The 13,046-nt window shown below is 73.7% G+C and carries 4 protein-coding genes and 1 pseudogene; 3 read left to right on the forward strand and 2 right to left on the reverse strand.

Going from position 1 to position 13,046, the window contains the following annotated elements:
- Positions 1 to 43: 43 nt before the first annotated feature.
- Both FNH09_RS50225 and mhpA read left to right on the forward strand, forming a co-directional pair.
- Positions 44 to 8,398: pseudogene (locus tag FNH09_RS50225) on the forward strand (SDR family NAD(P)-dependent oxidoreductase); the annotation flags it as partial.
- Between the two features lie 22 nt (positions 8,399 to 8,420).
- Positions 8,421 to 10,028, forward strand: a complete 1,608-nt coding sequence (gene mhpA, locus FNH09_RS21510) for a bifunctional 3-(3-hydroxy-phenyl)propionate/3-hydroxycinnamic acid hydroxylase MhpA (protein WP_152890410.1) — start codon at positions 8,421 to 8,423, stop codon at positions 10,026 to 10,028.
- A 105-nt stretch (positions 10,029 to 10,133) separates the two neighbouring features.
- Here the strand turns inward: mhpA and FNH09_RS21515 are convergent, their stop codons facing one another.
- Together FNH09_RS21515 and FNH09_RS21520 are read right to left on the reverse strand one after the other, a co-directional pair.
- Entirely contained in the window at positions 10,134 to 11,183 is a 1,050-nt protein-coding gene (locus FNH09_RS21515) for a 3-dehydroquinate synthase family protein (RefSeq protein WP_152890411.1), read from the reverse strand.
- A 14-nt stretch (positions 11,184 to 11,197) separates the two neighbouring features.
- Positions 11,198 to 12,031 carry a lantibiotic dehydratase C-terminal domain-containing protein gene (locus FNH09_RS21520; protein ID WP_152890413.1) on the reverse strand — a complete coding sequence of 278 codons (834 nt, stop codon included), beginning with the start codon at positions 12,029 to 12,031 and terminating at the stop codon, positions 11,198 to 11,200.
- A gap of 194 nt (positions 12,032 to 12,225) precedes the next feature.
- On the opposite strand from FNH09_RS21520, the gene FNH09_RS21525 reads away from it, so the two are divergent.
- Positions 12,226 to 13,046: ROK family protein (locus FNH09_RS21525; RefSeq protein WP_152890414.1), on the forward strand; the 821-nt coding region annotated here is incomplete at its 3' end.

The raw sequence follows: 13,046 nt of genomic DNA on the forward strand, positions 1-13,046 counted from the left end.
CGCCCGCAGCAGTGAGGACAAGCTCCGCGAATACCTCAAGAAGGCGCTCACCGACCTGCGCAGGGCCAACGGCCGGCTGCGCGAGGCCGAGGACGCCAGGCACGAGCCGATCGCCATCGTCGCCATGGCGTGCCGGCTCCCCGGCGGGGTCACCGCACCGGCGGACCTGTGGCGGCTGGTCGCCGACGGCACCGACGCCATCACCGAGTTCCCCGCCAACCGCGGCTGGAACCTGGACACCCTGTTCGACGACGACCCCGACCACACCGGCACCTCCTACGCCCGGCACGGCGGATTCCTGCACGACGCGGGCGCCTTCGACGCCGGCTTCTTCGGGATCTCCCCGCGCGAAGCCCTCGCCATGAACCCGCAGCAGCGACTGCTGCTGGAGACCTCCTGGGAGACCTTCGAACGCGCCGGCATCGACCCGACCGGCCTCGGCGGGCAGAGCATCGGCATCTTCACCGGCGTCATGCACCACGACTACGCCCCCATCGGGCAGCACATCCCGCCGAACGTCGAGGGCATGCTCGGCATCGGCAACTCCGGCAGCGCCACCTCCGGCCGCGTCTCCTACACCCTCGGCCTGGAGGGCCCCGCGGTCACCGTCGAGACCGCCTGCTCCTCCTCCCTGGTCGCCATCCACCTGGCCGCGCAGTCCCTGCGCACCGGCGAGTGCACGATGGCCCTCGCCGGCGGCGTCGCCGTGATGGCCACGCCCGACGGCTTCATCGAGTTCTCCCGCCAGCGCGGACTGGCCAGGGACGGCCGCGCGAAGGCCTTCTCGGCCGCCGCCGACGGCACCAACTGGTCCGAGGGAGCAGGCCTGCTGCTCCTGCAACGCCTCTCCGATGCGCGCCGCGACGGCCACCCCGTGCTCGCCGTCATCCGCGGCACGGCGGTCAACCAGGACGGCGCGTCCAACGGCCTGACCGCCCCCAACGGCCCCTCCCAGCAGCGCGTCATCCGGGCCGCCCTGGCCGACGGCCGGCTGACCCCGGCCGACGTCGACGCCGTCGAGGCGCACGGCACCGGCACCGCGCTCGGCGACCCGATCGAAGCCCAGGCGGTCATCGCCGCATACGGCCAGAACCGCCCGGAGAACCGCCCGTTGTGGCTCGGCTCCCTCAAGTCGAACATCGGACACGCGCAGTCGGCCGCCGGCGTCGCCGGCGTCATCAAGATGGTCATGGCCCTGCGCCACGAGGTGCTGCCCAGGACGCTGCACGTGGATGAGCCGACGCCGAAGGTGGACTGGTCGGCGGGTGCGGTGGAGCTGCTCACCGAGGCGCGCGCGTGGCCCCGGCAGGAGAGCCGTGCGCGCCGCGCGGGTGTGTCCTCGTTCGGGGTGAGCGGCACCAACGCACACGTGGTGATCGAGGAAGCACCCGCCGAGGAACCCGCCGCGGAGACAGGGGAGTTCACCGGCCCGCTGCCGTTCGTGGTCTCGGCCCGATCGGGTCCGGCGCTGAAGGCGCAGGCCGAGCGGCTCGCCGACCACCTGGAGAGCGAGCGGCCCGTCCTGGCGGACGTCGCATACTCGCTCGCGACCGGCCGCGCGGCACTCGACCACCGCGCCTGCGTCGTCGCCGGCGACCTGCCCGAGGCGGTGGCCGGGCTGCGCTCACTCGTCACGGACGAGGACCAGGCGGCCGCGGGCGGCCGCCTGGCGGTGCTGTTCACCGGGCAGGGCGCGCAACGGGTCGGCATGGGACGCGAGCTGTATGCGACATACCCGGTGTTCGCCGCCGCCTTCGACGAGGTCGTGGCCGAACTCGACCGGCACCTGCCCGTCCCGTTGAAGGACATCGTCTTCGAGGGTGCGGGTGATGTGGACCGCACCGAGTTCACGCAGCCCGCGCTGTTCGCCGTCGAGGTCGCCCTGTTCCGGCTGGCGCAGTCCTGGGGCGTGAAGCCGGACTTCGTGGCCGGGCACTCCATCGGCGAACTCACCGCCGCGTACGTTGCCGGGGTGTGGTCGCTTGCGGACGCGGCCCGGCTGGTGGCCGCGCGGGGCCGGCTGATGCAGGCGCTGCCTGCGGGCGGCGCGATGATCGCCGTGCAGGCGGCCGAGGACGAGGTGCTGCCCCTGCTGACCGGCGGCATCGGTATCGCAGCCATCAACGGGCCGACCTCCGTGGTGATTTCGGGTGTCGAGGCGCAGGCCGAGGCGGTCGGTGCGCACTTCGCCCAACTGGGCCGCAAGACCAGGCGTCTGAGTGTCAGTCACGCTTTTCACTCGGTGCTGATGGACCCGATGCTGGAGGAGTTTAGGCAGATCGCGGCCACTCTCACCTACCACGAGCCGCACATCGGTGTCGTCTCCAACGTCACCGGAAAGCCCGCGACCGTGGGCGAGCTGACCTCTCCCGAGTACTGGGTCCGCCACGTCCGTGATGCCGTCCGTTTCGCCGACGGCATCACCTCGCTGCACGAGCAGGGCGTCACCGTCTTTTTGGAGGCCGGGCCCGCCGGCGTGCTCACCGCGCTGGGGCAGGAATGCGCGGAGGGTTCGTTGTTCGTGCCCTTCCAACGCGCGAACGTCCCCGAGGCGCAGGCCGCGGTGACTGCCGCCGGACGGCTCTTCACCGCCAAAGTCACCCCCAACCTGGCCGCGCTCGCGCCGGGTGGGCGCCGGGTCGACCTGCCGACCTACGCCTTCCAGCGCGACTGGTACTGGCTGCGCCACCTCGAGACCCGTTCCGACGCCGTCTCGCTGGGTCTCGCCCCCGCCGGCCACCCTGTTCTCGGTGCGATCACGCGGCTGCCGGAGTCGGACGGGGTGCTGGCGACGGGGCTGCTGTCGCTGCGCAGCCATCCGTGGCTGGCGGACCATGCGGTGGCCGGGACGGTCGTCGTCCCGGGCGCCGCGCTGGTCGAGCTGGTGGTGCGGGCCGGTGACGAGGCGGGCGCGAGCACCATCGAGGAGCTGGTGATCGAGGCTCCGCTGGTGCTTGCCGCCTCGGGCGGGGTGCGCGTCCAGGTGGTCGTGGGCGCACTGCAGGACGGGCGGCGCGCAGTCAGCCTGTACTCGCTCGCGCAGGACGCCGGGCCGCAGTCGCCGTGGACGAGGCACGTCACCGGCACGCTCGTCGAACAGGCCGGTGAGGCGGGGAAGTTCGACTTCTCGCTCTGGCCGCCCGCGGGGGCCCGGAAGCTGGACCTCGACGGTTTCTACGAGGGCCGGCGAGCGGCCGGCCTGGAGTACGGACCCGCCTTCCAGGGCCTGACCGCCGTATGGACCGAGGGCGAGGAGGTGTACGCCGAGGTCGTCCTGCCGGACGGACAGGAACCCGGGGCCTTCGCCATCCACCCCGCCCTGCTCGACGCGGCCCTCCAGGCCGGCGTCCTGCGTGGCGCGGACACCGGGCAGACCCTGCTGCCGTTCGCCTGGAACCAGGTGGCCCTGCACGCCTCCGGTGCGAGCGCGCTGCGCGTGCGTGTGGCCCCGGCCGGTGCCGAGGGCGTCGCGCTGGAGATCGCCGACGACACCGGCGCCCCCGTCGCCTCGATCGGCGCCCTCGTCACCCGCCCGCTGTCGCCCGAGGCCTTCGGCGCATCCCGTGCGCTCGACGCCCTGTTCCGCATCGAGCGCACGCCCGTGACGGTCGGCGCCGAGGACGTGCCGTTCGTCGTGACCGGCGCCGACCTGAGCGGGCTCGGCAGCGACCTGCCCGCCGTCGTCATCGCCGACCTCACCGAGGCCCAGGCGGCGGACGGGCCCGCCCGGGCCCTCGAACTCGCCGGCCGCGCACTTGAGTTGGTGCAGGCCTGGCCCGCCGGCTGCGAGTCGACCCTCGTGCTGCGCACCAAGGGCGCCGACGCCGCCGACCCCGCGGCCGCCGCCGTATGGGGGCTGGTGCGTTCCGCCCAGACGGAGAACCCCGGACAGTACGTCCTCGTCGACGCCGACGACAGTGTCGCACCGGGGCGGATCGCCGCCGCGGCCGTCGTGGGCGAGCCGCAACTGGTGATCCGTGACGCGACGGTCGCCGCCCTGCGCCTCACCCGCGCCGGCGCCACCGCTGCGCCGGCCGGCCGGCCCCTCGACCCCGAGGGCACCGTCCTGATCTCCGGCGGCACGGGCACCCTGGGCGCCCTCCTCGCCCGGCACCTGGTCACCTCGTACGGGGTGAAACACCTGCTGCTGGCGGGGCGGCGGGGTATCGCCGCCGAAGGTGCGGCCGAACTCGTGCACGAGCTGGGCGAGCTGGGTGCCGTGGTGCGCGTCGAGGCCTGCGACATCGCCGACCGTGAGGCCCTGCGGGCGCTCATCGCCTCGGTGGAGCGGCCGTTGACCGCGGTCGTGCACACGGCCGGTGTGCTGGACGACGGTGTGATCGCGGCCCAGAGCCCCGAGCGGCTGGAGAAGGTGTTCCGGCCGAAGGCGCAAGCGGCATGGCATCTGCACGAGCTGACCCGTGACCTGGACCTCGCGGCCTTCGTGCTCTACTCGTCCCTCGCCGGCACCGTCGGCAGCGCGGGCCAGGCCAACTACGCGGCCGCCAACGCCTACCTGGACGCCCTCGCCGAGCACCGTCGCTCGCTGGGGCTGCCCGCCACCTCGCTGGCCTGGGGCGTGTGGGAACAGGACGGCGGCATGCAGGACTTGCTCGCGCACAGCGACCGCGAGCGGATGAGCCGCAGCGGTATGCGGGCACTGGCCGGCGACGAGGGACTGGCCCTCTTCGACGCCGCGCTGCACGCCCCCGACGCGGCGCTGGTCGCGGCCCGCTTCGACTTCGCGGCCCTGCGCGGCCGCAGCGGCCCGGACGCCGTACCCGCCGTGCTGCGGGCGCTGGTCCCGCCGGCCCGCAGGCCCGCGCGGGCGGCGGCCGGGGCCAGGGCCGTTCAGTCCCTCGCCGAGCGGCTGGGCGCTCTGCCGCCCCAGGAGCGGCACCAGGTGGTGCTCGACCTGGTCGCCGAACAGGCCGCCGCGGTGCTGGGCCTGGCGGGGGCCGGCCAGGTGGCCGAGGACCAGGCGTTCAAGGACCTGGGCTTCGACTCGCTGACCGCGGTCGAGCTGCGCAACCAGCTCGCCGCCCGCACGGGCGTACGGCTGCCCGCCACCCTCGTCTTCGACCACCCGACGCCGACCGCGCTCGCCCGGCGGCTGGAGGAGGCGCTGGTGCCGCCGGCACCGCAGGACAGCGGCGAGGCGACGGCACCGTCCGGCTCGCCGGCCGGGACGGCGGACGAGCTGATCGCCGGCATGGACGTGGAGAGCCTCGTGGCGCGCGCCCTGAGCGGCACGGCCCACTGATTCGGTCTCGGACCGGGAGAGAAGATCATGACTGTTTCCGACGAACGACTCGTCGAGGCGCTGCGCGCGTCCGTCACCGAGAACGAGCGGCTGCGGCGGGAGAACGAACGGATCAACGCCGCCACCCGCGAGCCGGTGGCCATCGTGGGCATGGCCTGCCGGCTGCCGGGCGGGGTCAGCTCGCCCGAGCAGCTGTGGGACCTGGTCGACGGCGGCCACGACGCCGTCACGTCCCTGCCCACGGACCGGGGCTGGGACCTGGACGGCCTCTACCACCCCGAGCCCGGCCACCCCGGCACCACGTACGTGAAGGAGGCGGGGGTCCTGCACGGCGCGGGCGCCTTCGACGCCGGCTTCTTCGGACTCTCCGAACGCGAGGCCCTCGGCACCGACCCGCAGCAGCGCATCCTGCTGGAGCTGGTCTGGGAGGCGCTGGAGCGGGCCGGCATCGACCCGCACACCGTCCGCGGCAGCGACACCGGCGTCTTCGCGGGCCTGATGTACCACGACTACGCCAGCGGGGTGCGCAAACTCCCCGACGGCGTCGAGGCGTTCCTGGGCCTGGGCCGCTCCGGCAGCGTGCTCTCCGGCCGGGTCTCCTACCTGTACGACCTGACCGGCCCCTCCGTCACCGTGGACACCGCCTGCTCCTCCTCGCTGGTCACCCTGCACCTGGCCGTGAAGGCGCTGCGCGGCGGCGAGTGCTCCCTGGCGCTGGCCGGCGGGCTCGCCGTGATGGCCACGCCGGACGCGTACGTCGGCTTCGCCGCGCAGCGAGCGCTCGCGCCCGACGGACGTATCAAGGCCTTCTCGTCGTCCGCTGACGGCACCAACTGGGCCGAGGGCGCGGGCGTGCTGCTCCTTGAGCGGCTGTCCGACGCGCGCCGCAACAACCACCCCGTGCTCGCCGTGGTCCGTGGCTCGGCCGTCAACCAGGACGGCGCCTCCAACGGCCTGACCGCCCCCAACGGCCCCTCCCAGGAACGGGTCATCCGGGCCGCCCTCGCCAACGCGGGCCTGACGCCCGCCGACGTGGACATGGTGGAGGGACACGGCACCGGCACCGTCCTGGGCGATCCGATCGAGGCGCAGGCGCTGCTGGCGACGTACGGCCAAAACCGCCCCGAGGGGCGCCCGTTGTGGCTCGGCTCCCTGAAGTCGAACATCGGGCACGCGCAGGCCGCCGCCGGGGTCGCCGGGGTCATCAAGACCGTGCTGGCGCTGCGCAACGAACAGCTCCCCAAGACGCTGCACGTGCAGGAGCCGACACCGAAGGTGGACTGGTCGGCGGGCGCCGTCGAACTGCTCACCGAGGCCCGCCCCTGGCCCCGGGAGGAAGGGCGCCCGCGCCGGGCGGGCGTGTCCTCGTTCGGCATCAGCGGCACCAACGCGCACGTGCTGCTGGAGGAGGCCGCACCAGAGCCCGCCGACGGGCCCGCCTCCCCGCGGGCCGCCGGACCCGTCGCCTGGGCCCTGTCCGCCAAGAGCGCCGACGCCCTGCGCGCCCAGGCCGCCCGGCTCGACGCCTTCCTGGACACAGCAGAAGCCCCCGCCGATCCGTACGACCTCGGGCACGCCCTCGCACTGACCCGTACCGCCTTCGACGAGCGGGCCGTACTCGTCGGCGACGACACCGCCACCCTGCGCGCCAAGGTCCGCGCCCTCGCCGAGGGCGGCACGCTCTCGCTGCCGGGTGCGGCCCGCGGCAGCCGCACCAAGGGCCGCCTCGCGGTGCTGTTCACCGGACAGGGCGCCCAACGCGTCGGCATGGGACGCGAGCTGTACAAGACGTACCCCGTCTTCGCTGAGGCCTTCGACGCCGTCGCCGCCGAACTCGACCGGCATCTGCCCGCCCCGCTCAAGGGCGTCGTCTTCGACGGCGAGGGCGACCTGGACCGCACCGAGTTCACCCAGCCCGCACTGTTCGCCATCGAGGTGGCGCTGTACCGCCTCTACGAGTCCTGGGGCGTGCGCCCGCACGCCCTGGCCGGGCACTCCATCGGCGAGCTCACCGCCGCCCACGTCGCCGGGGTGTGGTCGCTCGCGGACGCGGCCAGGCTGGTGGCCGCCCGCGGCCGGCTGATGCAGGGCCTGCCCGCGGGCGGCGCGATGATCGCCCTACAGGCGACCGAGGACGAGGTGCTGCCACTGCTGACCGACGGCATCGGTATCGCGGCCGTCAACGGGCCGCGGTCCGTGGTGGTCTCGGGCGCCGCGGCCGAGACGGCGGCGATCGGCGCGCACTTCGCCGAACTCGGCCGCCGGACCAAGAAACTGACCGTCAGCCATGCCTTCCACTCGCCCCTGATGGACCCGATCCTCGAGGAGTTCCGGCAGGTCGCCGCCCAGCTGTCCTACAACGAGCCCCGCATCCCCGTCATCTCCACCCTGACCGCAGCGCCCGCGACGCCACAAGAACTCGCCTCCTGCGACTACTGGGTGCAACACGCCCGCGGCACCGTCCGTTTCGCCGACGCCGTGCGCACCCTGCGCGCCCAGGGCGTGGCCACCTTCCTGGAGTCCGGTCCCGCCGCGGTGCTCTCCGCGCTCGGCCCCGGCTGCCTGGACGCCGGCGATGACGGCGCCGTCTTCCTGCCCGCCCTGCGCGTCGACGCCCCCGACGCGCCCAGCGCCCTGACCGCGCTGGGCGGGCTGCACACCCGGGGCGTCCCCATCGACTGGACGGCGCTGTACACAACAGCACGGCGGGTGGACCTGCCGACGTACGCCTTCCAGCGCCGCGACTACTGGCTGGAGGCCAACGCAGTGACCACCGAGACGATCAGCATCCCCGAGACGGGGACCGCCACCGACCCCGGCGCCGACGCACTGGAGGCGACCCGGCACGCCCTGGTGGCCCGGCTTGCCGCACTGTCCGCACCGGAGCAGATCGCCCACCTCGTCGACCTGGTCGCGGCCCAGGCCGAAACCGCCCGCACCGAGCAGAACCCCGACGAGACCTTCGACGACGAACTGGACGGCGACAGCCCCTTCTTCGAGGTCGGCTTCAACTCCCTGAGCGCCGTCGAACTGCGCAACCGGCTGGTCGAGGCCACCGGCCTCACCCTCAGCCCGATGCTGCTCTTCGACTACCCGACCCCCGCCTACGTCGCCGAGTTCCTCCAGGAGCAGCTCGCCGCCGAGGAAGGTGCCTGAGATGCCCGCGCACTGCGACGTCCTGATCGTCGGCTACGGCCCCGTCGGCCAGCTGCTCGCGCTGCTCCTCGCCGACCGCGGCCGCACCGTCACCGTCGTCGAGCGCTGGCCGCAGGCGTACCCCATGCCGCGCGCCGTGGCCTTCGACGGCGAGGGCGCGCGGACGCTGTCCGCGGCCGGCATCGGCGGGCTCGTCGGCCGGATCGGGGAACCCTCCGGCGCATACCTGTGGCAGAACGCCGACGGCCAGGTCCTGCTGCACATCGACGGCGCCGAGCGGAAGCTGGCCGGCTGGCCGGAGTCCACCTCGATGTACCAGCCGGCCCTGGAGGCCGAGATGGAGGCACGCGGCGCCGGGCACGGCAACATCACCGTGCACCGCGGCCACGAGGTCGTCCGCATCGACGAGGACAGTACGCCGGGCGGCACGGTCCGCGTCACCGCGACCACCCCCGACGGCGGCGAACTGCTCCTGAGCGCCTCCTGGGTCGTCGGCTGCGACGGCGCCAACAGCTTCGTGCGCCGCGCGATCGGCACCGAGATGACCGACCTCGGGTTCTCCCACGACTGGCTGGTCTGCGACGTCGTCCACCACGACGGCCGCACCTTCGACCCCAACAACCTCCAGATCTGCGACCCGGCCCGCCCGCGCACCTCGGTGTCCGCGGGCCCCGGCAACCGCCGCTACGAGTTCATGCGGCTGGCGGGGGAGACGGTGGAGCAACTCAACACCACCCAAAGCTGCTGGGAGCTGCTGAAGCTCTTCGACGTCTCCCCAGCCGACTCCACCCTGCGCCGCCACCACGTCTACAGCTTCAGGGCCGGTTCGGCCGAGCAGTGGCACCGCGGCCGACTGGTGATCGCGGGCGACGCCGCCCACGTCATGCCGCCCTTCGCCGGCCAGGGCATGTCCTCCGGATTCCGGGACGCGGGCGCGCTGGCCTGGCGGCTGGACGCGCTGCTCGCCGGGCAGGCCGGGCCCGAAGTCCTCGACCACTACACACAAGAGCGCCGCACCCACGTCAGACACGCCATCACCATGTCGGTCAACCTCGGCCGGATCATCTGCCAGACCGACCCCAAGGCGGCGGCCGACCGCGACCTGGTGATGAAGGCGGCGGCAGAGCGGGCCGCGGCGGCGGGCACCGCGCCCCCGCAGCGCTCCCCGCTCCAACCGCTGACCAAGGGCTTTTTGCACCACGCCCCGAACGGCCGGCCCGCCAAACCCGCCGGCGCCCTCGCCCCGCAGGCCCGTATCGCCCAGGGCAACCGCAGCGGCCTGTTCGACGACATCGTCGGCCTCGGCTTCGTCCTGCTCACCACGGAGGACCCCGAACTCCTGCTCACGGAAGCCGACTTCACCTACCTCGCGGGCCTGGGCACCCGCATCGTCCGCATCCTTGCGTCCGGCACCGACCCGGCCCGCACGGCCCCCGGCGAGGTGGTCGACCTCGACGACGTCTACCTTCCGTTCCTGACCGCCGCGGCCGCGACCACAGCCCTGATCAGGCCGGATTTCTACGTCTACGGAACGGCCGCGGGACCTGAGGCCGTACGGTCCCTGCTCGACGGGGCCCGCACGGCCCTGCGGGCCACGGCGGCCGCCTGACCGCAGCCAAAGGGGCCGCACCCCCGTGATCCGGGGGTGCGGCCGGGTACGGCGAAGAGCCCACCCCCCCGGCACCCGGGGAGCGAGCTCTTCGCCGTACCCGGCTCAGTCCTCGCGCGGCATCCGCGCCAGGACGCTTCGCACCACCTCCTTGGGCACGGAGGCAACCAGTTCGGGGCCTCGGGGGCCGTCCAGTACGAAGGAGAGGTCCGTCATCGCCTTCTTGTCCAGCCGCATCAGCGCGACCAGTTCGGCGTCTGGCACACCGGCCGGCAGCCGGTGCGGGAGCCCGTAGTCCCGTACCACTTCCTCGTGTTCGGCGGCCCGAGCCTGCCCGATGCGGCCCAGCTCCTGCGCCAGCCGGCCGGCGAAGACCGTGCCGATCGCGACGGCCTCACCGTGCCGCAGCGCGAAACCGGTGGCCCGCTCCAGGGCGTGACCCAGCGTGTGACCGTAGTTGAGGATGTGCCGCAGCGAGGCGTCCCGCTCGTCCGCGGCGACGATACGTGCCTTGCACGCCACGCTCGCCGCGATCTGCTCGACGAGCGGCCGCCCGCGCAGGTCGCCGGTCCCGATGAAGTGCGCGCGGGCGATCTCCCCGTACCCGTTGCGCCACTCGCGCTCGGGGAGCGTGCCGAGGAAGTCGGTGTCGCACAGCACCGCGGACGGCTGCCAGTACTGGCCGACCAGGTTCTTGCCCTGCGGCAGGTTCACCGCGGTCTTGCCGCCGACGCTGGCGTCCACCTGCGCCAGCAGCGTCGTCGGCAGATGGACCACCGGGAGCCCGCGGTGGTACAGCGAGGCGGCCAGCCCGACCGAGTCGGTCGTCGTGCCGCCGCCGACGGAGACGACGGCGTCCGCGCGGCTGAGCCCCCACTCGGCGAAGTCCCGGCACATCCGTTCCACGGTGGCCAGCGACTTGTCCTCCTCGCCGTCGCGCGCCGGCAGGTGCAGTGTGGGCAGCCCCGTGTCGGGCAGCAGCGACCGGGGCCGGGCGGAGACCACCACGGCCTTGCGGGCGCCGAGCCCGGCGAGGATGCCGGTGAGCCGATGCCGTACGCCCGCGCCTATATAAACCGGGTACGAACGCTCACCCAGGTCGACGTCGATGCACGCGACGCCGGCCGCAGCAGTCGTAGCAGTCGTAGCAGTCAAGGAGTGTCCTTTCGTCAGGCCGACTGGAGGGGCATGACGCCCGGGAAACTTGTGAAAGGCGTCGGCACGGGGGTGCCGGCGGCCAGGGCCGAGCGGATCGTGCGGGCCGCCCGGGCGCCGGTGCGGGCGGGGATGCCCAGCCGTTCGTGGGTGAGCAGGACGTGGTCGTACAGCAGGAAGTTGACGGGTACGCCGTCCTCCCGGGCCGTGGCGACGGCGTCGCGGACCGAGGACAGGTAGCACTCCCACAGCGCCGCATCGCCGGGGACGCGCGCGGCCCCGGCCGGCGCGGCGGCGCGGGCGTCCGCCTCGGCCGCCTCCTGCGCCCGGTCCGCCGGGTCCAGGCCGGCCGCGCCGAACTGCCAGAAGTGGAAGAGGAAGGCGCTTTGTTCGCGCTCGGGCACGAGCCGGCTGATCTGCCACAGGTGCGCGACGGCCAGCGACTGGCGCTGCGCCGCATCCAGGGCGCCGTCCAGGAGCAGTTCCAGCGCGAACGAGCTGGAGCGGGTGGCCAGCCGATGCGCGATGCGCAGGGTGTGCGGGGTCTGGTACTTGGCCGTCTCCGGGGCGTAAGTCCCGCTGATCATCGGCCAGTTGTAGGTCGAGGTGTGGGCGAGCAGTCTGCGCTCCAGTTCCTTCAGCACGGGTTCGAAGGAGTGGAACCACAGTCCGAGATCCCCCTGGCCCGCGGCGTTCGGCCGGCGGAACTCCCACAGCGCGTCCGGGTCCTGGGCGCGCAGATGGCCCACCAGGCCACCGGCCATCGTGGTCATGACCCGGATGGCGTGGGTCTCCGGCCTGCTCTGCATCGGGTTGGGCAGGCGGACGAAGAGCCATTGACGGTTCATCGCGGAAATCTCCTCGTGGGACGGCAGGACGGTGGAGGGATGCCGTGAGGCTAGGGTCCGCAGGGCCCCGAATTTTCCGGTGGGCGCGCAGTGGCCGCTCGAAGCCCGAAGTGAGGGCGGCAATAGGGGGGTCGGGCCGGGTCGGTGGGTGCGCGGTTGCCGGGGGATGGGCAAGGCTGGCGAGACTCGCGAAAATGAGTGGTATCTCGGGATTCCTCGGTATCGACATCGGCGGCACCAAGGTCGCCGTCCGGGTGGAGGGGGAGGGGGCCGAGCCGTACTCGGCCGGCTTCCGCTGGACGCCCGGTGCGGACGTGGGTGCGGACATGAGCGCGCTGGCCGACTGCCTGGCGGCGCTGCGGCGGCACTGGCCGGGTCCGTTGCGTGCGGCGGGCGTGGCCATGCCCGCCACGCTGGATGCGCAGGGCCGGGTGACGGCGTGGCCCAACCGTCCCGCCTGGGCGGGCCTCGCACTTGCGGCCCAGCTGCGCGGCATGCTGCCCGGCACGGGCGTGGCCGTGGCCGACGACGGCGATCTCGCCGCGCTCGCCGAGGCGCGGGCGGCGAATCTGGCCGACGTGCTCTACGTCGGCGTGGGCACCGGCATCGGCGGCGGCAGCGTCCTGGCGGGGGAGCTGTGTCCCGGCCCCGCCCGCGGCTCCTTCGAGCTCGGCCATGTCGTCGTCGACCGCGCCGGCGCCCGGTGCGACTGCGGGCGGCGCGGCTGCGTGCAGTCCCGCGCCTCCGGCCCCGCGATCCTGCGCCGCGCGGCCGAACTGCGCGACGCGCCGGTGACGTACGCGGAACTCGGCGAGGCGTGGCAGCGGCGGCTGTCCTGGGCGGTGGTGGCGGTGGACGAGGCATGCGCGGTGCTGGCCTCGGCGATCGTCTCGGCCGCGGAACTTCTCCACCCCGAGGTGGTCATCGTGGGCGGCGGCTTCCCCTCCGGCCTCCCGGGCTTCACCTCTCTCCTCTCCCGCCACGCGATGCGGCTCTCCCGCCCGGGCCACCCCGC

The sequence above is a fragment of the Streptomyces adustus genome (assembly GCF_009377175.1).
Classification (GTDB): domain Bacteria; phylum Actinomycetota; class Actinomycetes; order Streptomycetales; family Streptomycetaceae; genus Streptomyces; species Streptomyces adustus.